This window comes from Kribbella sp. NPDC050820 (genome assembly GCF_040653975.1).
Taxonomy (GTDB): Bacteria; Actinomycetota; Actinomycetes; order Propionibacteriales; family Kribbellaceae; genus Kribbella.
In genome coordinates, this window is sequence record NZ_JBFAHB010000003.1 from 204,866 (window position 1) to 226,262 (window position 21,397).

Below are 21,397 nucleotides of genomic sequence, written 5' to 3' on the forward strand. Positions count from 1 at the left end.
GCCAATGATTCAGTGGCGTTTGCGGCGATCAGCCTTCGACTGTGCACGCCGGCGCTTGCGTTCGCGCCGAGCCCGGTCCTCCTCGGTGTGGCTCGAGGCGGCATGTCCCGACGCGGTGTGGGTCTGGGCGACCCTCCCCGGCGAGGCGGCGTCATCGCGCGCGTGCGCGCGAGCATTGCGGATCAGAACCACGACCACGCAGAGAATCGCCAGCAGGGAGAACATGACCACGTACCACATGCTGCCTCCTCCAGTTGCTGTCGATTCTCGACGCGAGGAGCAGCCCAAACCTCATCCCTCCCGGGTGACAGCGGCCGCACCCGGGCTCGACGTACCAGCCCACTTGCCGTCTATCGGACACCACACCGCCCGAGCACATCCGATCGACGGACGGTGTCGAAGAGGTGGTTGAGGCGCCGGGTGGTTCGGCGCCGCGATCGAGAGGGTGAATCAGCATGCATCAATCACGACGACGCGTCCGGGTCCTCGCGGCGACGCTGGCCGCGATCGCCTTACCCGCAACAGCCCTGCTCCTCAGCAACGCAACACAGGCCACGGCCGGCGCCAGGACAGAGGCAGCGCAGCAGACCGCGACGGCACCGGCCGCGACGGTCCAGAGCTCAGACACGGTCGGCCTGACAGACAAGGGTCGCCTGGTGACGTTCCGCGTCACCTCTGCCGAGAAGATCCGCCGTACGGCGAAGGTCCAGGGACTGAAGGACGACCAGCGCCTGGTCGGCATCGACTACCGCGTCCAGGACGGCAAGCTGTACGGCGTCGGCGACCGGGGCGGCATCTACACCATCAACACCACCCGCAACTTCGGCCAGACCACCAAGGTCTCCCAGCTCACCGTCCCGCTGGCCGGCCAGAACTTCGGCGTCGACTTCAACCCGGCCGCGAACCGGCTGCGGGTGATCAGCGACACCGGCCAGAACCTGCGCCACAACCTCGACGACCCCGCCGGTACGCCGGCCGCCGGCACGACCGCCACCGACGGCACGCTCGCCTACCCGGGCGTCCCGCCCGCCCCGCCGACGACGGCGACCCAGGTGACGGCCGCGGCGTACACGAACAACGACCTCGACCCGAACACCGCGACGACGCTGTTCGACATCGACACCATGCTCGACCAGGTAGTCATCCAGTCGCCCGCGAACGCCGGGCTGCTCGCCGCCACTGGCAAGCTCACCATCGACGTCGGCCCATGGGCCGGGTTCGACATCTCGACCCGGCGCGACGGCAACCGCGGCTTCGCCGTACTGGAAACCGGCGGCCGTATGCGTCTGTACGACATCGGCCTGACCACCGGCAAGGCAACCCGCCTCGGCTCGTTCCCGAGCAACGCGCGCGTCGTCGACCTCGCGATACCGCTCGCCCGCTGAACCCGCCCCGCCCAGGCTCCGGGCGCCCCACCGGAGCCTGGCAACGGCTGACAGCTTGCATGCATGAAAGCTTGCTCGACGGTCAGCGATTCTCGATGGCGTTGCGAAGGTTGATCTTCTCGGCGATCAACGACTGGACCTCGACGATCTCCTTCGTGGACAGCCCGAGTCTTCGAACCCGCACGGCTCCGGCGGCAGTGACATCACGTTCCTCTCGGCGACGATCAGGTACGGCGCGATCAACCCGCGACCGGTTCACGTCCGGTCCCGATCTCGGCCCGTACGCCGGACACGTCGTCGTCGACGTACACACTGCCGTGCGGCAGCAACGGCACGATCCGGAGAATCCGCTGCTGCCGGTGCCGCTCGCGCACCCACCACCTGAGCGCGGGCAAGGATCACAGCCAGAATGTCTGATCGTTCGCCGTGGGTGTGAAGGTGCGGTTGGTGGCGTACACGTACACGCCGCGTCGTGCCCGCGTTGCGCTGCAGTAGAGGTTTGCGTTGATCGTGTTGCTCTGACCCAAGTGCACCTTCGGGGTGATGACGGCATCGCCCCGGTCCCAGTTCGTCTTCCACAGGCCCGCGTTCGACGCCTGGATCGCGGTGACCTTGCCGCCGTTCGGGCAGTTCCAGTTCCCGTAGACGACGGAGACCCTGCCGGTGGTCGCAGTTTGCGCCGCCGGCACGTCCGTGGTGGTAATGCCATACACGACTGCTAGCGCAGACAATGCGGCCGACACCTTCTTGCACATGTCGAATCCTCCCCCCGACCCGTGTCACGGGCCCCGTCCTTGCAGGCTAAGGATCAGGACCGGCCTGCCGCGTCCGGGGAATCACTGTCATTTCGGTGCGACTGTTGGCGGTCAGGGCGGCCTTGGTGCGACGACCTGTGGTTGTGCCGTGCAGGACCGCAGCACTCCGTCGCCGCACTGTCCATCTGCGGACTGGATAGTGCCGTGCAGACATCAGGACCGGCGGCCGCCGGGCGACCGCCGGTCCGCCTCATCGCAGGATCACTGAACACAGAACGGGACGGTGACCGTGTTGGGGATGCGCAAGTCGTTGCGGCGTGCCCAGCCGGCGGTTCCATCGTCGAGGTCGCGGACGAAGAACCAGACCTGCCAGTTCGTGTGTTCGCTGTACACGACGCAGTGGACGTCGATACCTTCGCCCGCATAGCCGATGCCCAAGGCAGTACAGCCCTCGTGCGGACCTGTGCGGATGTAGGTGCCGTTCTCCTGGAAGTAGATTCCGCCGCCGCTGTACAGGTCCGGGTGGGTGTCGTGGCCGCACGCCGCACTGGCCGGAGCCGCGAGCACCACCTGGGTTGCCGCGGCGAGGGTCAGTCCCGCCGCAACGGCGAGTAGTCGAGATCGCATCCGAAATCCTTCCCCTAGGGCTGGATCCGCGCCACGGTGTGCGGCGCGGCATCGCTCAGGCTGCCGTGGTCGCCTGGTCAGAACCTGGCTGAAAGCTGGTCGCCTGGCTCGCCACCACTGGCCGGACGGGCACCGATGGACGAAGATGACTACCCAGAGCGCCTGGGGGGTGCCATGGAGTTCCTGGTTCTGGGTCCACTCGAAGCCCGTGAGCAGGGCCGGCAACTGGTGATCGGCCCGCCGCGCATCCGGACGGTGCTGGCGCTGCTGCTCTGCTCGCCGAACACCCTGGTCAGCGTCGACCGGCTGGTGGACGAGCTGTGGCCCGAGCAGCCGCCGGCCGAGCCGCGAGACCTTGTCCACGGGTACGTCTCCCGCCTACGCCGGGCACTGCGCGCCGCGTCGGCTGCCGACCGGCTGGTCACCCGCCGGCCGGGATACCTGCTGCGGGTGGACGAGCAGGAACTGGACCGCTGGCGATTCGAGCGACTGCTCACCGCCGCACGGTCCGCGGCACGGACCGGCGCACTGGACGACAGCCTGGCTACCTACCGCCAGGCCGACCGGTTGTGGCGGGGCGAGCCGCTCGCCGACACGTCACCCACTGCCAGCACGGCCGCGACCGCAGCGGCGCTCACCGAACTGCGGCTCGCTGGCCAGGAAGAGCAGTACGACGTGGCACTCCGGCTGGGTGAGGGACCAAGTCTGGTCGCTGAGCTGACCGAGATGGTCGCCGCATACCCGCTCCGGGAGCGCCTGGTCGGCCTGCTGATGGAGGCGCTGGGCCGGACTGGCCGGACCGCCGACGCGATCGAACTGTTCGAACAGACCCGCAAGATGCTGGCCGTACAGCTCAGCATCGAACCGGGGCCGCAGCTCCGGACGGTGCACCAGTCACTGCTGCGCGGCGACTGCCGGCCGGACGCCGTACGTCCGGCTGCTCCGCCGGCCCAACTGCCGGCCGACCTGCCCACGTTCACCGGTCGTGCGGCAGAGCTGACCGCGCTGCTCAAGGGTTCTCGCGACCATGGCCTGCCGGCGGTGATCGTGATCGACGGCATGGCCGGGGTCGGCAAGACGGCGCTGGCGGTCCGGGCCAGCCACCGGCTCGCCCGCGAGTTTCCTGACGGGCAGCTCTTCGTCGACCTGCACGGCGGCTCTGACGGCGGCAGGCCAGTCGATCCGGAGGAGGCACTCGACCGGATGCTCCGGGCCCTCGGCTGTGCCGGCAGCCAGATCCCGCACTCGTTGCCTGAGCGGTCGGCGCTGTACCGCAGCGAACTCGCGCGGCGGCAGGTTCTGATCGTGCTGGACAACGCCGTCAGCGAAGAGCAGGTGCGGCCGTTGCTGCCCGGCGCAGGCCGGTGCCTCGTGCTGACAACCAGCCGACGGCGGCTCACCGGCTTGGACGGTGCTCGGCTGCTGTCGCTGGACGTTCTCGGGTCGGTGGAGGCCATCGGCCTGTTCAACCGGATCGCCGGTGAGACTGCCCCGGGTGATCCGGTCGAACAGATCGTCGATATGTGCGGAAGGCTGCCGTTGGCGGTTCGGATTGCGGCCGCACGGTTCCGCGCCCGCCCTGCGTGGACGATGGCCCACCTGGCCGACAGGCTCCGCGACCAGCGGACCCGGCTTGGTGAGCTGGTGGCCGGGCGGAGCAGTGTGGCCGCCGCGTTCGGTCTGTCGTACGGCAAGCTCGCCGCCGACCAGCGACGGGTGTTCCGGTTGCTCGGCCTGCACCCGGGGCCGGACCTCGACTGTCATGCCGCCGCCGCGTTGGCCGACACGCCGCTGTCGGAGACGAGCAGGCTGCTGGAAGAACTGGTCGACGTACATCTGCTGGAGAGTCCGCGGCCGGACCGGTACCGGTTGCACGACCTGATCCGCGCATACGCCGCGACCGCCGCCGCCGAGGACGAGAGCGAGTCCTCCCGCCGGTCCGCTCTGACCAGGCTGTTCGACCACTACTCCGGCTCCGCTCGGTCCGCGACCGCAGCCTGCCACCCGTCGGCAGGCCGGCTGCCGACCAGGCTCTACCGGGCAAGCAGCGTTCCTGGCCTGGACCATCCGGCGACCGCCGCCGAATGGCTCGGCCGGGAACGGACGAACCTGCTGGCGGTGGCGGCCCGGGCGACCGACGGCTGGCCGGCGCATGCCGTCGACCTGTCCCGCATCCTGTTCCGGCACCTCGACAGCCAGGGGCTGTTCGCCGACGCGGAGCGCCTGCACGGGCACGCCCAGGCGGCGGCCCGCCGGTGTGGCGACGACCATGGGCAGGCGGACGCGCTGCGCTATCTCGCCAGCGTCCATGCCCGGTGGGGCCTGATCGAGTCGGCCAGGGAACTGCTGCGGCAGGCTCTCGTGCTGTACGACCGGATCGACGACCCAGCGGGCGAGGCACACGTGCTGTACAGCCTCGGTCTGGTCAGCTTGGCCGCCGATCAGTATCACGAGTCGCTCGACCTCTGCCGACGGGCCCTGTCCAATTACAGTCAGCTCGGCGACATGCTCAACCTGGCTCGCACCCGTCATGCCCTCGGCGGCATCCAGGCTCGGCTGGGACAGTACGACGAGGCGCTCGAGCATCTCGGAATTGCGCTCGTGCTGCACCGCCGGCTGGGCAACCGGGACGGTCAGGCCCGGGCCGCCCAGAGGCTCGGTGAGGTCTGCCGACTCCTCGGCCGGGACGAGCATGCGCTCGCGCTGCTCCAGCAGGCGGCGGCGGTCCATAGGCAGACCGGTAACCGTGACTGCTTGGCCGCCACCCTGGACAGCCTCGGCTGCCTCTACCGGCAACGACATCAGCTGGACCTGGCGCTCGACCACCTGCACCAGGCCCTCGACCTGCGACGTCGGCACGGCCTCTGCCTCGGTGAGGCGGAGACCCTGAACAACCTTGGATACACCGCCCAGATGGCCGGCCGGCCGGACGAGGCATGCACGCACCACGAGGAGGCTCTGGTGGTCGCCCGTGGTGTCGGTGCCCGGTACCAGCAGGCCCGGGCGTACGACGGCCTGGCGCACGCCTACCATGGACGCTCGGCCGACAAGGCCCGCCATCATTGGCTGGTGGCCCTCGACATCCACACCGAACTCGACGTACCCGAAGCGACCAAGGTCCGCGCCCTTCTGGACGCGGTCGAGGGCGTCCAGGCCACGAGCGCCACCCACCTGGCACAATCGCCCCGAGCACGAACCGACAGGCCTGCAAAGAGCGGTGATGAACCAGAGCGCGACGGCGATCACGAGCCCGCCGAGCACCGCCACCCGCGTGCAGCGCGGCCACCAACAGCCGACCAGGACACGTAACCGACCGCAGCGACCACGGACGGCCCCGTCAACGGTCCTGCCCCCGTCTCCTCACAGCTGTGCTTGCATCGATTAGCAATTGCCCGCGCGACGAGGCGTCGTCGTCCCGAGAGCGCCGGCGTGGATAACACCACTGCGAGAGAGCCGGTGAGGGGATTCGAACCCCTAACCACCGCTTTACCGGGCCAGGACTGCCGTGTCCTCTCAGCGGTTGCCGAAGATGCGCGTGACCTGCGGAAACATGAAAATTCGGTTGTCGCAAGATCGCGACGTTGACCAGTGATTCCCGTTCAATTAAATGAGCTAAACGATGAGTGTCCACGTGCCGAGGCCTCGCCTCCCCTGGGCCTGACCCGTTTTGACGGACATCCGAGATCAGGAGCTCGTGCTCCGGAAGGGTGTACATCATGGAGTCCATGGGCAAGAAGAAGCCGCGGCCTCGTCGTTCGTTCACGTCTGAGTTCAAGGCCGAGATTGTCGAGCTGTGTCAGCGCGGCGATCGGTCGGTTGGTCAGGTTGCGAAGGACTTTGATCTGACCGAGACCGCGGTCCGGGCGTGGCTGAGACAGGCCGAGCGCGACGCCGGCACCCGCAGCGACGGGTTGACCTCGAGTGAGAAGGACGAGCTCGCGCAGTTGCGGCGGGAGAACCGCCGGCTGCGTGAGGATGTCGAGATCCTCAAGCGTGCCACGGCTTTCTTCGTGAAGGAGACCCGGTGAACTGCTATTCGTTCATCGAGGCGGAGAAGGCGGGCGACCACAGCCTGAAGCGGGCGTGTGAGTTGCTGAAGGTCTCCCGTTCCGCCTACTACGCCCACCGCGCCAATGTCCCCTCGATGCGCGAGCGGCGCGACGCCGAGCTGACCGGCAAGATCATCGAGATCCACGACGAGTCGACCCAGACCTACGGCTCGCCGCGGGTCCACCACGAGCTGCGGGCTCGAGGCGAGCGGTGCTCTCGCAAACGCGTGGCCCGGCTGATGCGGGCCGCCGGGCGCCACGGGCACGTGCCGCGACGGTGGAAGAAGACCACGATCACTGACCCGGACGCCGCGGACCGCCCGGACCTGATCGGCCGCGACTTCGCGGTCGATCCCGACCAGCTGGCCGCGCTGGACACTCGATGGTGTGGCGACATAACCTATTCGGCTCAGTCCGTCGTTATGTGCAGTCCGGCTGGGTGAACGCGTTCGGTCCTGGCGCTGAGCTGGTGTCTTGCGTTCGTGGGCGCTCGTTGTTGCTGCACATAACCGTGATGCTTCTTGTGTCCGATCAGTTCGGGAGGCAAGGAGCGGCTGATGATCAGCGTGACGGTCGATCGACGGAGGCTAGAGGATCCGCTTGTAGCGTTCGATGAGTATCTGGGCCGCGTCCGCGGCGTGTGCGCGGGGACGCGGCGCAACTATGTCGAGCATGTGCGGGCGTTCTTGCAGGCCGTGCTCGTCGGCGCTGCTGGGACGGGGACGGAGATTGGCCCGCGTGAGGTGGGGAGTTCGTCGGTGAGCTGACATATCGCTATAGGGCGGGGACGGTGGAGCTGGCCGCGTCAGCGTTGCGGTCGTTCTTCGGCTTTCTGTATGTCGAGGGCCTGTGCGACGACCAGTTGGTGAACGTGGTCCCGATGGTGCCACGTCGCCGGACGGGTCTGGTCCGGCATTTGGGCCCGGATGAGTTCGAGCGGCTGATCGCCTCGTTGGAGGCGAGTTCACCGCGTGGGCTGCGTGACCGGGCGATCATCTTGTGCAGCGCGCGGCTGGGACTGAGAACCAGCGAGGTCGTGCAGCTACGGCTGGAGGACATCGACTGGCGTAACGCGACGGTGCGGATACGCGCCCGGAAGACCGGCCACGGCGCGCTGCTTCCATTACCGGACGAGGTGGGCTCGGCGCTGGCCGACTACCTGCAGCACGCGCGTCCGGACACGCACGTGCGAGAGGTGTTCGTGCTGCATCGCCTTCGCCCGGGTGCGCCGATCAGCGACAGCATCGTCGGCCGGGCGGTCGACAACGCGCTGCGGCGCGCGGGTGTGGCCGCGCCGGCGGGCGGGGCGAACCTGCTGCGGCACTCGCTGGCCACGCAGCTGCTGGATCACGGGGCGAGCCTGCACGAGATCGCCGACGTCTTCGGGCACCGGATGTTGGCCACCACCCGGATCTACGCGGCGGTGGATGTTGTGGCCTTGCGCGAGGTCGCGCTGCCCTGGCCGGTGACGTCGTGAGCGGGCGTGTCGGCGTGCTCGTCGCGGACTACATCGAGCTGCGCCGTGGCCTGGGATACCGCTCACCCACCCAGGAACGCATGCTGCGCTCGTTTGCCCGATACCTGGACCAACGCGGCCATGACGGGCCGATCCCGCTGGAAGCGAGCCTGGACTGGGCGTGCGCGACCCGCTCGGCCGATCCGTGCAACCCGGCCCGGCGGCTGACCACCGTGCGTGGGTTTCTGCGTCACCTCACCGCCCGCGACGGCGCCACGCAGGTTCCGCCGCCTGGGCTGCTCGGCCCTACCGGGCACCGCTCGCCTCCGCATATCTACTCCGACGACGAGATCGCCGATCTTATCCAGGCCGCGGCCGGGCTGGCCCCGGTGGGCGGGCTGCGGCCGCACTGCTACGCCGTGTTGTTCGTCCTGCTGGCCTGCACCGGGCTGCGGATCCCCGAAGCGTTGGCACTGTCCTGCGGCGGCGTCGACCTGGACGCCGGGGTCCTCACTGTGACCGGCAAACGCGGCCGGACGCGGCTGGTGCCGCTGCACCCGAGCGCGGTCGGGCCGCTACGAGACTACGCCGATCACCGCCGACGTCTGCACGGCCGGCCGGGCGATGACCAGGCGTTCTTCCGCACCGACCGCAGCGACCGCATCGGCTACAACGCCGCACACCACGCATTCACGGTGCTGCGCGAGCGGCTGGGCTGGAGCGCCCACGGACGCACCCACGCGCCACGTATTCATGATCTGCGGCATCGGATGGTCGTCCGCCGCATCCAGACCTGGCACGCCGACGGTGTCGACGTCGATGCCAAGATCAGCGCGCTGGCGACCTATCTCGGCCACGTGGAGGTGCGCGACCTGTACTGGTACCTGTCTGCCGTGCCGGAGCTGATGAGCATCATCGCCGACCGGTTCGAAGCCTTCACCCGCACCGATGCGGCAGGTGTGTCATGAGACCGCCGCAGATCAGCTTCGCACAGCTTGTGCAGGACTTCTTCCTGCGCCGTCTGATCGACCAGCGCGGCGCCAGCGCTCGGACCATCGAAAGCTACCGCGACGCGTTCGGGCTGCTGTTCAGCTTCATCGAGCAGCGCACCGGCACGCCAGCATCTGCGCTGGAACTGAACGACATCGACGCCCCGCTCGTGCTGGACTTCCTCGACTATCTCGAAACCGAGCGCGGTAACAGCACCCGCACCCGCAACGCCCGCCTGGCCGCGATCCACTCGTTCATGTGCTACGCCCAACTCCGTGACCCAGCATCGCTGCCGATCGCCCAACGCGTGCTGGCGATCCCGGCCAAACGGTTCGACCAGCCGATACTCGGCTACCTCACCCGCGACCAGATCACCGCGGTCCTCGCCGCGCCCGACCGCAGCACCTACAGCGGTCACCGCGACGCCGTCATGCTCGCCACCCTCTACAACACCGGCGCCCGGGTCTCGGAGATCACCGCCATCAAGGTCGGTGAACCACCCCGGGTTTGATGCGCACCTCCTTCGTTGGGAAGGTGGCATTCATGCCGAGGAAGTACGACGAGCAGACGCGGGCGAGGGCGGTCCGGTTGGTGACCGAGCACCGAGGTGATTACGCCAGTGAGTGGGAGGCGATCACTACGGTCGCGGGTCGGTTGGGGATGACGCCGGAGACGCTGCGCCGGTGGGTTCGTCAGGCGGCGGTCGATGCCGGTGAGGTCGACGGTGTGAGCTCGCAGATGGCGCGGGAGAACCGGGAGCTGAAGCGCAAGAACGCCGAGCTGGAACAGACGATCGAGATCCTCAAGGCGGCGACGAGTTTCTTCGTGCGGGAGAGCGACCCGCGACAGCGCTGATTTGCCGGTTCATCACCGAGTACAAGGCTCGGTTCGGGGTCGCTTCGATCTGCCGTGCGCTGAGTGCGCACGGCTGCCAGATTGCCCCGAGAACCTACTACGCCTGGGCCGCTCGGGCGCCGTCGAAACGCGCCTTGTGGGAGCTGGCGATGACCGAGATCCTGGCCGGGTACTACGAGCCCGGTCCCGACGGCCGGCGGTCGCCGGAGTCGCTGTACGGGGCGGTGAAGATCTGGGCTCACCTCAACCGCGAAGGCATCCAGGTCGCACGGTGCACCGTGGAGCGGTTGATGCGCGCCCACGGCTGGCGGGGTGTGACCCGGCGCAAGAAGGTCCGCACCACCATCAGCGATCCGTCCGCGGACCGGGCGCCGGACCTGGTCAACAGGCAGTTCGCCGTCGAGGCACCGAACCGGTTGCTGGTCGCCGACTTCACCTACGTGCGCCTGGCCGGCGGTACGTTCGCCTACACGGCGTTCGTGATCGACGCCTACGCCGGGCTGATCACCGGCTGGGAGTGCTCGAGGTCCAAGCACACTGCTTTCGTCGAACGAGCTATCTCCCAGGCCGCGGTGTTCCGCGCCAGGCAGGGAAATCCCCTGCAAAACAAGGCGATTCACCACTCCGACGCCGGATCTCAGTATACATCTGTGCACCTCACCGAGACCCTGCAACTGCACGGCCTGGCTCCGTCGATCGGCACCGTCGGCGACTCCCTCTTAACCGGCTAATCACGGTGTTCCTGCTGGTCAGCGACACGCCGTGGTTTGGTGGCTGCGGTGGTGGCGTGGGTCGGTGGTGCTACATGTGTTGCTCATGGACGCCAGGGCCGCGCTGCGGCTCGAGGAACGCGGTGAGGGCTGGGTGCTCGCCGGTGGAGTGGCTGCGCGTTTCGGGCTGGTCGATGACTATCTGGGCCATCTGCTGGACCGGAACTACTCGTCTGCGACGGTGCGGGCTTACGGGTACGACCTGCTCGCGTTCTGCCGCTGGCTGACCGAGCGGGACCTCGACCTGGAGGCGGTGACGACCAGCGTCTTGCTCGACTATCTGAAGGCCTGTCGGGAGGCGACCGTCCCGGGCCGGCCGGGCCCGAACGTGGTCGCGATGACCGGCCAGCGGGTGGATCGGTATGCGGCTACGACGATCAACCGCCGGCTGGCGGCGATCTCCGGGCTGTTCACGTTCGCCGGGCTGCGGTCCCCGGATGCGAAGAACCCGGTGCCGCGGGGGCGGGAGGCGCGCTGGACGGTGTCTGGGGAGCGATCTGGGTTGCTCGCGCATACGACCCGGCGGCGCAAGCCCCGTTCGGCGTTGCGGTTGCGTGAACCGAAGATGCTGCCGGTCGCGTTGTCGGGGCCGGAGGCCGCCGAGTTGGTCGGGAGCCTGCGCACGTGGCGCGACCGGGCGATCGCCGGGCTGATGCTGTGGTGCGGCCTGCGGTCGTGTGAGGTCCTTGGCCTGGACGTCAAGGATGTCGACATCGGTGGCCGGTGGGTCACGGTCACCGGCAAGGGCGCCAAGCAGCGACGGGTCCCGCTGGACGCGGACGTCGCCTCGGTGATCGACGTGTATCTGCTCGCCGAACGCCCCGAGTCGACCTCTGACCGGCTCGTCCTCGTTGCCAAGGGCCCGCATCGCGGGCAGGGCTTGACTCCGGCCGGGCTGCGCACGATCTTCCGCTACCACCGGGATCTGACGGGCGTGACGGGCGGGCACCCGCACGCGCTGCGGCACACGTTCGGCACCGTCTTGGCAGAGGCCGGGGTCGATCTCGCGGTGATGCAGGCGCTGCTCGGGCACGCGCACGTCGACACCACCGCGCGGTATGTCCATCTTGCTCCGGCCCACGTGAAAGCCGAGTTCGATGCAGCACGCGAACGTCTCCGCGCCCAGAACCGTTGATGCCCCAGAGCCCCGCCTGCGCGGCGAGGACCTGTTGGCCGCCTACCTCGAGCGGCTGGAGGCAACGGGGCGCGGCAACGCGTCCTACGAGCGGTCCGCGCGCAGGTTCCTGCGCCGCTGGCCTGACCCGCAGGCCTGGGCCGCCCAGCCGTTGCAGGACCGGTTGGCCGAGCACCAGTCGACTCGCCCGTTGATCACGTTCCTGATGCTCCACCAGGGTCTGCGCCCTGGGTATGACTACCTGCTGGAACGCAAGCTGTCCTCGGTCTGGCGGGAGATCGAAGGCGGCCCGCTGCAGGCCGAGGTCGACCGTTTCCTGAACGCTGCGGAGAGCCTCGGGTTCACGATGCGGGTCCGTCTGGGCACCGGTTCGCAGGTCCCCGTGCGGTTGCTGATCCAGACCGGTCGTCGGATCGAGGAATTGCTCCAAGAGGACCTGGACGGGCTCGCGGCAGCCTGTCGCGAGCGCACCCGTCGCACCGGGACCAGCCACCGCCACTACCTGTCGGCGATCAGCAACACCCAGACCGTCCTGTTCCATCTCGGTATCCTCGACTCGCTGCCCCGATCCGGTGGCCCGGTCCCGCTGGACGAGCGCCTCGCGCAGGTCGCCGCGCCGATCCGGGCCGAGCTGATCGGCTATCTGGAACGCAAGAAGGCAACCTGTCGCGCCAAGACCGTCTCGGCGATGGCGACCCGGCTCAAGCACTTCGGGGTCTTCCTGACCAGCCTTGATCCCGACCTGACCAGCGTCAGAAACCTGGACCGGCGCCGGCACATCGAACCCTGGCTGGCCTCGCTGCTCGACATCGTCAGCGAGAAGGACGGGCAGCCGATCAGCATCGGCGACCGCAACCGGCGCGTGATGGCCGTGACCACATTCCTGACCGACGTCACCGAGTGGGGCTGGGACGACGCCCCACCCAGGAAGGTGATCTTCCGTGACGACATCCCCAAGCTCCCGCAGGTCCTGCCGCGCTACCTGCCCATCGACGCTGACCGGCGCCTGACCGCTGCGCTGACCGAGCATCCCGACAACGAACTCGCCGCGCTGGCGCTGCGCCTGCAGCGGGCCTGCGGGCTGCGAATCGGTGAGCTGCTCGACCTGGAACTGGGCTGCGTGCACGAGATCGACGGCAACGGCACCTGGCTCAAGGTTCCCCTCGGCAAGATGGACACCGAGCGGATGGTCCCGCTCGACACCGAGACCCTCGACCTGATCGACCGGATCACCCAGATCCGCTCCCACGGCCGACCGATGCCGCACCCGCGCTACCGGCGCCCCGCGCAGTTCCTGTTCACCTACCTCGGGCGAAGGCTGACCCAGCAGGGCGTCCGCCGCGAACTCGACCACGCTGCCCACGCCGCGGGCCTGGACCACGTCACCTCCCACCAACTGCGGCACACCTACGCGACCGCCCTGGTCAACGCCGGAGTGTCCCTGCAAGCCCTGATGGCGCTGCTCGGCCACGTCAGCGCCGAGATGAGCCTGCGCTACGGCCGGCTGTTCGACTCCACCGTCCGCACCGAATACGAACGCGCCCTGGAACTTGCCAAACGGCAAACGTTGCCGCCGCCTGACGGCAACAGCCCGGCCGGAAGAGTGCAGCTGCCGCTGGCCGACATCACCGGCGGCAAGGACTGGCGCACCACACCACTGCTGAAGTCACGCATGGCCGGCGGCTTCTGCCTGCGCGCCCCCGCCCAGGGCGCCTGCAGCTACGCCAACATCTGCGAACACTGCCCCAGCTACCGCGCCGACCCGTCATCCCTGCCGATCCTCGCCGCCCAACGCGTCGATGCCGAAGCGCTCGCCCGAGACGCCGAACAACGAGGATGGATCGACGAGGCCGACCGCCACCACAAGCTCATCGCCCGCCTCGACGCCCTGATCGCCGACACGAAGGCCACCGCCGGATGACCACCAGCCACACCCTGAACAAGGTCGAGCGTGCCTGCACAGACCTGGCCCGCGACGGACGACCCATCACCTTCACCGCGATCGCCACCGCCACCGGGATCAGCCGCTCCACGCTCTACCGCAACACGGCACTACGCGCCATCGTCGAACACCACAAGCACGCCCCAGACGGACCGATCACCTCGATCACCGACGAGATCGCCACGCTCCGCGCCGCAGTCAACACCCTCGCCCAACAAGTCCGCAGCCACGAAGAACAACTCCGCCGACTCCGCAACTGACTCCCGTTAACCGGTCAATTGCCCAGCAGAACCCCGATTAGCCGGATAATGCTGGGACAACGCCGTCGCCGAGTCCTTCTTCGCCACCGTGAAGACCGAACTGATCCACCGCCGTACCTGGCCGACCCGCAAGGCCGCCACCAGCGCGATCTTCGACTACATCGAGGGCTGGTACAACACCCGCCGACGCCACTCCACCCTCGGCTACCTCAGCCCCGCCACCTTCGAAGCAACCCACGCCACCACCCACGAACAGGTAGCGTGAACCAACCCCACACCAACCCTGTCCGCCGAACCGGGTCAACCCCACCCCTCTACCGACTGACACCGAGTGCCGTCGGTCAGTGGCTGGTCGCCCCTCTCGGAAGCGGACATCTCGCGCGAGCCCGGCCACTGAGTTTCGCTGCACGCTCACGACCAAGGCATGCCGTTCCAGTCAGTCGTAGTCCCGCGTGAACCCCCGGCCACGGACGAGTGACATCTCCGGGGGGATAGGACGCCCTGGAAGAGCCGCAGCGGCCCGGGCTCATCACTGTCGCCTGTATCGAATCCCGGAACCGCTGATTTCCAGCGAAGGATGAGCGTTGGTTGCCGATGGCGAGCGAAATCTCTTCCTGGTAAGGGATTCATCGACTCTGGGCTGCGCACTTGTTCTCATCGCTGACCATCCTCTCGCGGTGATTGAGGTGCGTAAAGAGGTGAGTAAGGCGCCACTGTGAGGATTCCTCACCGGGAGCAGCGGACAGATGTCGGCGGATCTGTTGTCACTGACTCGGCAAGTTCGCAGGCTTCCGGGACCTCGCCCCACGCTTCGGCGAGTCACGAGAGCTCGGACTGGAGATGTGTTGCGTTGAGGATCGCTGTTCAATCGTCGAACCTCTTGTCGCAGCGTGCGCCATGTCAGGCGTATCGGTCCGGTGAGCGAATACACGAGCCAGCACGAGCGTCCGGGTCTGCTGCACGGTCATTCTGGAGACTGGTCGGTTGGACGACGAGGTGAGTTCAGCATCGGGCCGCATTGTTGATGGCATCTCGGTTGCTTGTCTCGGGTCAGGCATTTGGCAGATCGGGGAGGGCATCGGCGACTCCCTTGTGCATGATGAGGCCATTTTGAGTGTTCAGACCAAGCGCTAGGGCTGGGTCTGCGGCGAGAGCATCCGCGGGGCCGAGTTTGGCGAGGCGTCGCAGGTACGGGAAGGTCGCGTTCGTCAGCGCCCGGGTGGAGGTCTGCGGGACACCGCCGGGCATGTTTGCGACGCAGTAGTGGCGGATTCCGTCGATTTCGTACGTGGGGTTGGCGTAGGTGGTGGGTCGTGAGGTTTCGAAGCAGCCGCCCTGATCGATCGCTACGTCGATGAGCAGGGCACCTTCGGGGAGCAGAGCGAGGTCGGTGCGGGAGACGACCTTCGGTGCGGCCTGGCCGGGGACCAGGACGGCGCCGATGACGACGTCGGCCCCGATGAGTTCGCGGGCGAGGGTGGCGGGGTCGCTCATGACGACGCGGGCGCGGCCGTCGAGCAGGTTGCCGAGCTCGCGGATCCTTGTCGCGGAGGTGTCCACGACGGTGACCTCGGCCTGCATGCCCAGGGCAAGGAGGGCGGCCTGGGTGCCGACGACACCGCCGCCGATGACTACCACGCGGCATGGGACGACGCCGGGCGATCCGCCGACGAGGCGGCCCGGGCCACCTTCGGGGGCGGCGAGGTAGGTGGCTGCGGCGTGGGCGGCGAGCCGGCCGGCGATCTCGCTCATGGGGGTGAGCAGCGGCAGGCCAGTGTGGTCCTGGACGGTCTCGTAGGCGATCCCGAGGGTCTTAGTGTTGAGGAGCGCTTCGGTGAGCGGGCGGTCTGCCGCGAGGTGGAGATAGGCGAACAACGTGAGGTCGTCGCGCAGAAAACCGTACTCGGCGGAGACGGGCTCCTTGACCTTGACCAGGAGTTCGGCGTTGGCCCAGGCCTCGGCCTGGTCGACGAGCTTGGCACCGGCTCGCTCGTACTCGTCGTTGGAGAAGCCGGAAAGGGTTCCGGCGTTGTGCTCGACGAACACGTTGTGACCGTCAGCGACGAGCACGGCGACGCCAGCTGGGGTGAGACCGACTCGGGCTTCCTTGGTCTTGATCTCCTTGACGGCCGAGATGCGCATAGTTGGATGTCCTTCGATGCTGGTGATGGGATCGGTGAGTTGGGTGCCGAACGGGGAGTTAGGTGGCGTTGCGCCGCGCGAGGTTGTAAGAGCGGACTTCAAAGTGGGCTGGCCGTTGTCGCGGCGGTCCTCTTCTCGGCGAGTCCACTAATCCGGCCGTAAGCATCCAGGGGCTGGGGTCGGCAGATGTGCTGACGACCAAACGAACGGTGTCGGCGCCCGTGACGCACCCCTCAACTACTTTCAACCCGAAGAGCCGGATTGCCGGGGCATCGCTGCCTTCGGCGTGAACCTGTCGGGGCTGAGCCAGTCTTCTGTGGGGGAGCTGTTAGCTATGGCTTGGGAGACAAGGCGACCTGTGATGGGCGCCAAGATCATTCCCCACATGCCGTGACCGGTAGCAACCGCGAGGTTGGGCACTAGGTTGGACATCCCGATGACGGGCACGCCGTCCCATGTACAGGGACGTTCACCAGACCAACGATCGACGACAGGACAGTCTGCCAACACCGGTAGTACCTTGATGGCGAGCTCGCGGAGGGCCTCCCCGCGCCGCTGGTCCACCGGGCGGGTTTCCTTGCCGAACTCGATGGCTCCGCAAACCCGCACTCGGTCGTCGAGCGGGGTGATGACGATCCGGTGTTCTTTGAGCCGCACGGGAATCTTTGGACCTCGGTGGGGGACCGAGACATCGACCACATGCCCTCGACCGCCGCGCAATGGGAGGCGGACCCCTGCTTGTGCTGCTAGTTCAGCAGATTGGAGACCTGCGGCCAGGACGACATGGTTGGCCGGAATTTCTCGGCCGTCCACCTGTACGCCTGCGACCCGCCCAGAGCGTATAACTACACGTTCGACGGTCGTTCCGAACGACGTCACCGCGCCTGCGGCGTCGGCGTCGGCGAGCATGCTTGTTACGAAGCTACGGCTCTCGAGCGTCCACTCCTCTGAGTCATAGGTGCCGGCCACCACGCGCGCTAGGGCTGGCTCTCGCTGTCTGAGAGCCACAGCGGTCAGGAGTGCTGTCTGCCGCCGGCGCGGTTGTTGCATGAAGACGTCAAGTGCTCCGGTCTTGCGGAGTGTGGGATTGAGGCCGTCGCTGGCCAGCTGACAATGAAGCTGCGTGCTTTCGAACGCTAGGTCTCGCAGCTTGGCCTCCACGGCATCGGCGCGACCAGCCGCCGACGCAAGTCGCCCAAGCCAGGGAAGCAGCCGTAGATCGGGCCGGACCCTGACTGCGGGAGGTCGGCGCACCATCTGGACGGGGGCTTCCCGCAGTAGTGCTGGCGTCGCGAGCGGCGTGACGTGGCTTGGAGCCAAGATTGCGGCATTAGCGTACGAGCAACCGCCTCCGACGCCTTGTGCGCGGTCAACGGCCAACACGCTGAGCCCTTGGCGCGCCAACTCCCGCGTCACGCTTGCGCCGACCACTCCCAGCCCGATCACTATGCAGTCAAAGCTGCGGCGAGGCCATGCTGATGGGCTGATCATGGCCGGTGCCGGGGTGTCTTGGGTGCCGTCATGGCATGGAAACCTCAACTCGATGCGTGGGCGGATGCGAGGTCGACGACCTGGGTCCACTCCGACGCGTTAAGTAGCTCATTCCGTAGGCGCTCGGCCGCATCGATCCCTAAGACGGGTGTCGTCATGGCGAGGAATTTCTGTGCGAGCTCGACGTCGGCGATTGGATGCTTCCTGCTGCCGCGGCAGTCCTCTTTGACGATGTCGAGCTCTCGACCGTCGGTGGTTCGCACGTGCACTCGGCTGCCGTAACTGTGCCGTTCGAGCCAGATCTTCTCCATCTCGGGATCCTCGTGCAGCTTTACTCGCTTGGTGAGTGACCGAACGGTCGGGTCAGTCATCGTCGCTCGGTCGTACCAGTCGGGGCCTGGGCGACGGCCTTGGAGCACCATCGCCGCCGTGTAGGGCGCGCTGAATTCGGCGTCGACGATGCTTTGCGGCTCGGGGTCGTCGAACCACTGGACCATTTCTCGGAACGAGCCGATGGTGATTTCGGCTATGTGGTCGGCCTGCAGAGCGTGCCGGTCGCGGAGTTCCGTGAGGCCATCGAGCATCGAGTGCAGGTAATGACAAGCTGGGTAGCCCTTGAAATAGGTCTCTTCGATACGCCAGTCCGTCCCCAACCCGTCGCCGAGCAACTCTGGGCGGTATCGATCGGAGCCGACCATCCGCCAGAACCCGAGATCGCTGTCGAGAGTGGCCACGGGAGTCTCCACACCACGCTCGGCCATGTGGATGGCGAGGACCCCTGCGCGAGTTTGCTCTCCGAAGTTGTTCTTGACGTCGTGCAGCGGGCGCCGCGACTTACTGATCCAGACGGGTAGGGGGCTGCCGGTGGAGGCGTACCCAAAGGCGTGGCGGGCCTGCCGTGGGTCCAGACCGGCGATGTTTATCGCCGTCGCGGCCGCTGTGAATGCCATCCAGGAGAAGCTGGACGGCACCAGACGACTTTGCTCGTTGCTTGGTTGGATGGCGTCCGCCACGCGTACCCCGACCTCGTAGCCGGCGACGATCCCGGCGATGAGTCGGCGGCCGTCGAGTTCTCGCGCCTGCGCAAGAGCCAGCGCAGCTGGGATGGCGGCCGCGCTGGGATGCGCCCGGAGAGTGTCTTCATAATCGAGTGCGTCAGAGAGGACGGCGTTGGCGAAGGCGGCCGTGACCGGGTCAGCCCGGTGAGGCGTCCCAACGATCGTGGCATCGTTTCGGCCGCTGAGCGGTACTAGGGCATCGACGACCCGACGACCTAGGTCTGTTTGTGCTCCGCCGAACATGCAGCCAACTGTGTCCATCAGCAACCTGGCTGCCTGGGTGGTGACTCGCTCGGGGATGTCGTCGTAGGTGAGTCGGGTGGAGAAGTCGACGACTTGGTCGATGTGAGGCGTCGGGGACGTCTTCACTACGTCTGCTCCTTTGGTTGAATCCTGTGGTTTGGCAGCGAGCGTGACGCCTTGCTGGTCCGCTGCGTCTCGTGTGGGCAGGTTGCGCGGGATGGGCCAGCATCAGGAGTTTTCCAGGGCTCTTGTGCTGTCGCGTGGTTCACTTTCGTTGTGCAGCTCAGCTGCGAAGTGACAGGCCGATGGGTGACCGTGGCGGTCGACCAGTGGAGGGTCTTCTGCAGCGCAGACATCGCGAGCCTTCCAGCAGCGTGTCCGGAATCGGCAGCCCGTGGGCGGGTCGGCAGCACTTGGCAATTCGCCGCCAAGGAGGATGGGGGTGAAGTTCTGCGAGCTGGCTCGGTCGACGTCGAGGCTGGACGAGAGTAGGGCCTGTGTATACGGATGAGTAGCGGCCGCGTAGATGTCTTGGTCTGTGCCCGTCTCGATGATGCGTCCGAGGTACATGACGGCGACTCGGTCGGAGATGTGCCGGACTACCGAGAGATCGTGGGCGATGAACAGGTAGGAAAGTCCCAGGTCGTTCTGCAGATCTTCGAGCAGATTGATCACCTGGGCCTGGACCGACACGTCCAGGGCGCTCACCGGCTCGTCGCAGAGCAGCACGCGTGGTTCTACCGCTAGTGCCCGGGCGATGCCGATTCGCTGTCGTTGTCCTCCCGAGAATTCGTGGGGATAACGACCCGAGTGGTCAGCGTTGAGCCCCACTCGCTCGAGCAGTTCCTTGACGCGTTCGCGGTGTCCCGACTTCCCGGCTATCTCGGGATGAGCCCGCAGGCCCTCGCTGACGATGTCGTCGACAGTCATGCGGGGGTCGAGGGATGCGTAGGGGTCCTGGAAGACGACCTGTACCTCGCGCCGGAACTGCCGCCGCTCGGGCCGGGTCATTTTGAAGACGTCACTCCCGCGGTAGCGGACCTCGCCCGACGAGGGCTTCTCCAAGGCGAGGACCACACGCGTCAGCGTGGACTTCCCACATCCAGACTCTCCGACTAAGCCGAGGGTCTCGCCTGGGAAGAGTCGGAGGGACACACCGTCAACCGACTGCACCGCACCGACCTGACGCCGCAGCAAACCTCTGCGGACAGGGTAGTGCTTGACCAAGCGATCGATCTCGAGGATAGGTTCCTGCTGGTCACGGTGTGCGGGCATGCAAGACCTCCTCGGCGAAGTGACACGCGCTGTGCCGCGCGCCTGCGACGGTCGTCAGCATCGGCGTTCGCTCTTTGCACACCGCCTCGGCTCGAGGGCAGCGCGGATGGAATGCACACCCTGACGGGATGCGCGCAAGGTCGGGTGGCGAACCTGCGATGGGTTCCAGTCTCGCGCCCTTGGCCGATGCCGTCGGCACGCTGCGCATCAGCCCCTTAGTGTAGGGATGAGCTGGGTTGCTCAGCACCGAACGTGTGGGACCGGTCTCCACGATGGAGCCGGCGTACATAACCGCAACACGGTCGGCGACGTGGCCGACGACTCCCAGATCGTGGGTGATCAACACCAGTGCCATGGATCTTTCTGCCTGCAGGTCCTTGAGCAGGGTCATGATCTGGAGTTGGACGGTGACGTCGAGCGCGGTTGTCGGTTCATCAGCAATGAGTACCTGCGGGTCCAGCGCCAGGGCCATCGCGATCATGACCCGTTGTCGCATACCGCCGGAGAACTGGTGGGGATAGTCGGCGGCACGGTCGGCTGCGCGCGGGATGCCGACCCGGTCGAGGAGCTGCACCGCTCTTCGGTGTGCCTCTGCGCGGCGAACGCCGCGGTGCACCCGGAACATCTCAGCGATCTGCCAACCCACCGGGAAGACCGGGTTGAGAGCGGTCAGCGCGTCCTGGAAAACCATGGAAACGCCGGCGCCGCGCAGGCGGCGTCGCCGAGCCTCAGGCAGCTGGAGCAGGTCCTCGCCGTCGAGGCGGATGGCTCCGCCGGTGATGCGGGCAGGCGGAGAATCGAGGATGCCCATCACGGCCTGCGCACTGACGCTTTTCCCGGAGCCGGACTCACCGAGGATGGCCAGCGTCTCTCCGCGGCCGATCGAATAGCTGACGTCGCGAACAGCATGGACCACGCCGCTGCTTGCAGCGAACTCGACGCTGAGGTGATCGACTTCCAGCAC

At 67.2% G+C, this 21,397-nt stretch carries 20 protein-coding genes and 2 pseudogenes; 13 read left to right on the forward strand and 9 right to left on the reverse strand.

The features are described 5' to 3' along the window. Nucleotides 1–9: 9 nt before the first annotated feature. Nucleotides 10–240: a hypothetical protein gene (locus AB0H36_RS04925; protein WP_360516611.1), complete on the reverse strand. Its 231-nt coding sequence runs from the start codon at nucleotides 238–240 to the stop codon at nucleotides 10–12. Between the two features lie 215 nt (nucleotides 241–455). Between AB0H36_RS04925 and AB0H36_RS04930 the strand changes: the two genes are divergently transcribed. Next, nucleotides 456–1,385, forward strand: a complete 930-nt coding sequence (locus AB0H36_RS04930) for a DUF4394 domain-containing protein (protein WP_360516614.1) — start codon at nucleotides 456–458, stop codon at nucleotides 1,383–1,385. A gap of 239 nt (nucleotides 1,386–1,624) precedes the next feature. Here the strand turns inward: AB0H36_RS04930 and AB0H36_RS04935 are convergent, their stop codons facing one another. From AB0H36_RS04935 to AB0H36_RS04945, 3 genes are all read right to left on the reverse strand, one after another. Next, a complete protein-coding gene (locus tag AB0H36_RS04935) occupies nucleotides 1,625–1,759 on the reverse strand; it encodes a hypothetical protein (RefSeq protein WP_360516617.1) in 135 nt (44 codons plus the stop codon). A 24-nt stretch (nucleotides 1,760–1,783) separates the two neighbouring features. Further along, a complete protein-coding gene (locus AB0H36_RS04940; RefSeq protein ID WP_360516620.1) occupies nucleotides 1,784–2,140 on the reverse strand; it encodes a hypothetical protein in 357 nt (118 codons plus the stop codon). A gap of 261 nt (nucleotides 2,141–2,401) precedes the next feature. Further along, entirely contained in the window at nucleotides 2,402–2,767 is a 366-nt protein-coding gene (locus AB0H36_RS04945; RefSeq protein WP_360516623.1) for a hypothetical protein, read from the reverse strand. A gap of 174 nt (nucleotides 2,768–2,941) precedes the next feature. Here AB0H36_RS04945 and AB0H36_RS04950 point away from each other — a divergent pair, with 174 nt between their 5' ends. The 12 genes and pseudogenes from AB0H36_RS04950 to AB0H36_RS05005 all read left to right on the forward strand — a co-directional run. Next, the gene (locus tag AB0H36_RS04950; protein WP_360516626.1) at nucleotides 2,942–6,076 is read left to right on the forward strand and encodes a BTAD domain-containing putative transcriptional regulator; all 3,135 of its coding nucleotides are present in this window, start codon (nucleotides 2,942–2,944) and stop codon (nucleotides 6,074–6,076) included. A gap of 407 nt (nucleotides 6,077–6,483) precedes the next feature. Further along, nucleotides 6,484–6,795: a transposase gene (locus tag AB0H36_RS04955; protein ID WP_360516629.1), complete on the forward strand. Its 312-nt coding sequence runs from the start codon at nucleotides 6,484–6,486 to the stop codon at nucleotides 6,793–6,795. Further along, nucleotides 6,792–7,259, forward strand: coding sequence for an IS3 family transposase (locus tag AB0H36_RS04960; protein WP_360516632.1), 468 nt, complete (start codon nucleotides 6,792–6,794; stop codon nucleotides 7,257–7,259). Before AB0H36_RS04955 ends, AB0H36_RS04960 begins: the two co-directional genes overlap by 4 nt. A gap of 114 nt (nucleotides 7,260–7,373) precedes the next feature. Then, nucleotides 7,374–7,583, forward strand: coding sequence for a hypothetical protein (locus AB0H36_RS04965; RefSeq protein WP_360516635.1), 210 nt, complete (start codon nucleotides 7,374–7,376; stop codon nucleotides 7,581–7,583). 23 nt (nucleotides 7,584–7,606) lie between these two features. Further along, a complete protein-coding gene (locus AB0H36_RS04970) occupies nucleotides 7,607–8,293 on the forward strand; it encodes a site-specific integrase (protein WP_360516638.1) in 687 nt (228 codons plus the stop codon). Continuing rightward, a complete protein-coding gene (locus AB0H36_RS04975) occupies nucleotides 8,290–9,240 on the forward strand; it encodes a tyrosine-type recombinase/integrase (protein WP_360516641.1) in 951 nt (316 codons plus the stop codon). The genes AB0H36_RS04970 and AB0H36_RS04975 overlap by 4 nt, the downstream gene beginning before the upstream one ends. Further along, nucleotides 9,237–9,773, forward strand: coding sequence for a site-specific integrase (locus tag AB0H36_RS04980; RefSeq protein WP_360516644.1), 537 nt, complete (start codon nucleotides 9,237–9,239; stop codon nucleotides 9,771–9,773). Before AB0H36_RS04975 ends, AB0H36_RS04980 begins: the two co-directional genes overlap by 4 nt. Before the next feature lie 32 nt (nucleotides 9,774–9,805). Next, nucleotides 9,806–10,833 (forward strand): annotated as a pseudogene (locus AB0H36_RS04985) (IS3 family transposase); the annotation flags it as partial. Between the two features lie 100 nt (nucleotides 10,834–10,933). Next, nucleotides 10,934–12,022 (forward strand): tyrosine-type recombinase/integrase, encoded by a 1,089-nt coding sequence (locus AB0H36_RS04990; RefSeq protein WP_360516647.1) that lies wholly within the window; start codon nucleotides 10,934–10,936, stop codon nucleotides 12,020–12,022. After that, nucleotides 11,985–13,943, forward strand: coding sequence for a tyrosine-type recombinase/integrase (locus AB0H36_RS04995; RefSeq protein ID WP_360516650.1), 1,959 nt, complete (start codon nucleotides 11,985–11,987; stop codon nucleotides 13,941–13,943). Before AB0H36_RS04990 ends, AB0H36_RS04995 begins: the two co-directional genes overlap by 38 nt. Then, complete coding sequence (locus tag AB0H36_RS05000; RefSeq protein WP_360516653.1) at nucleotides 13,940–14,224, forward strand: DUF6262 family protein; 285 nt, start codon at nucleotides 13,940–13,942, stop codon at nucleotides 14,222–14,224. The genes AB0H36_RS04995 and AB0H36_RS05000 overlap by 4 nt, the downstream gene beginning before the upstream one ends. Before the next feature lie 43 nt (nucleotides 14,225–14,267). Next, nucleotides 14,268–14,489: pseudogene (locus AB0H36_RS05005) on the forward strand (IS3 family transposase); the annotation flags it as partial. Nucleotides 14,490–15,274: 785 nt separating this feature from the next. On the opposite strand, the gene ald reads toward AB0H36_RS05005, so the two are convergent. The 5 genes from ald to AB0H36_RS05030 all read right to left on the reverse strand — a co-directional run bounded on the left by ald (nucleotide 15,275) and on the right by AB0H36_RS05030 (nucleotide 21,397). Then, on the reverse strand, nucleotides 15,275–16,366 hold the full coding sequence (gene ald, locus AB0H36_RS05010) for an alanine dehydrogenase (protein ID WP_360516656.1): 1,092 nt from the start codon (nucleotides 16,364–16,366) through the stop codon (nucleotides 15,275–15,277). A gap of 243 nt (nucleotides 16,367–16,609) precedes the next feature. Beyond that, nucleotides 16,610–17,857, reverse strand: coding sequence for an FAD-dependent oxidoreductase (locus tag AB0H36_RS05015; RefSeq protein WP_360516659.1), 1,248 nt, complete (start codon nucleotides 17,855–17,857; stop codon nucleotides 16,610–16,612). Nucleotides 17,858–17,901: 44 nt separating this feature from the next. Beyond that, nucleotides 17,902–19,284, reverse strand: a complete 1,383-nt coding sequence (locus AB0H36_RS05020; RefSeq protein ID WP_360516662.1) for an MmgE/PrpD family protein — start codon at nucleotides 19,282–19,284, stop codon at nucleotides 17,902–17,904. 102 nt (nucleotides 19,285–19,386) lie between these two features. Then, a complete protein-coding gene (locus tag AB0H36_RS05025; RefSeq protein WP_360516665.1) occupies nucleotides 19,387–20,433 on the reverse strand; it encodes a dipeptide ABC transporter ATP-binding protein in 1,047 nt (348 codons plus the stop codon). Next, entirely contained in the window at nucleotides 20,417–21,397 is a 981-nt protein-coding gene (locus tag AB0H36_RS05030; RefSeq protein ID WP_360516840.1) for an ABC transporter ATP-binding protein, read from the reverse strand. Before AB0H36_RS05030 ends, AB0H36_RS05025 begins: the two co-directional genes overlap by 17 nt.

What these genes read in the sequence shown, in the direction of transcription:
- AB0H36_RS04925 (WP_360516611.1), bottom strand. Translation starts at nt 240, where the DNA reads ATGTGGTACGTGGTCATGTTCTCCCTGCTGGCGATTCTCTGCGTGGTC.
- AB0H36_RS04930 (WP_360516614.1), top strand. Translation starts at nt 456, where the DNA reads ATGCATCAATCACGACGACGCGTCCGGGTCCTCGCGGCGACGCTGGCC.
- AB0H36_RS04940 (WP_360516620.1), bottom strand. Translation starts at nt 2,140, where the DNA reads ATGTGCAAGAAGGTGTCGGCCGCATTGTCTGCGCTAGCAGTCGTGTAT.
- AB0H36_RS04945 (WP_360516623.1), bottom strand. Translation starts at nt 2,767, where the DNA reads ATGCGATCTCGACTACTCGCCGTTGCGGCGGGACTGACCCTCGCCGCG.
- AB0H36_RS04950 (WP_360516626.1), top strand. Translation starts at nt 2,942, where the DNA reads ATGGAGTTCCTGGTTCTGGGTCCACTCGAAGCCCGTGAGCAGGGCCGG.
- AB0H36_RS04955 (WP_360516629.1), top strand. Translation starts at nt 6,484, where the DNA reads ATGGAGTCCATGGGCAAGAAGAAGCCGCGGCCTCGTCGTTCGTTCACG.
- AB0H36_RS04965 (WP_360516635.1), top strand. Translation starts at nt 7,374, where the DNA reads ATGATCAGCGTGACGGTCGATCGACGGAGGCTAGAGGATCCGCTTGTA.
- AB0H36_RS04980 (WP_360516644.1), top strand. Translation starts at nt 9,237, where the DNA reads ATGAGACCGCCGCAGATCAGCTTCGCACAGCTTGTGCAGGACTTCTTC.
- AB0H36_RS04990 (WP_360516647.1), top strand. Translation starts at nt 10,934, where the DNA reads ATGGACGCCAGGGCCGCGCTGCGGCTCGAGGAACGCGGTGAGGGCTGG.
- AB0H36_RS04995 (WP_360516650.1), top strand. Translation starts at nt 11,985, where the DNA reads ATGCAGCACGCGAACGTCTCCGCGCCCAGAACCGTTGATGCCCCAGAG.
- AB0H36_RS05000 (WP_360516653.1), top strand. Translation starts at nt 13,940, where the DNA reads ATGACCACCAGCCACACCCTGAACAAGGTCGAGCGTGCCTGCACAGAC.
- ald (WP_360516656.1), bottom strand. Translation starts at nt 16,366, where the DNA reads ATGCGCATCTCGGCCGTCAAGGAGATCAAGACCAAGGAAGCCCGAGTC.
- AB0H36_RS05015 (WP_360516659.1), bottom strand. Translation starts at nt 17,857, where the DNA reads ATGATCAGCCCATCAGCATGGCCTCGCCGCAGCTTTGACTGCATAGTG.
- AB0H36_RS05025 (WP_360516665.1), bottom strand. Translation starts at nt 20,433, where the DNA reads ATGCCCGCACACCGTGACCAGCAGGAACCTATCCTCGAGATCGATCGC.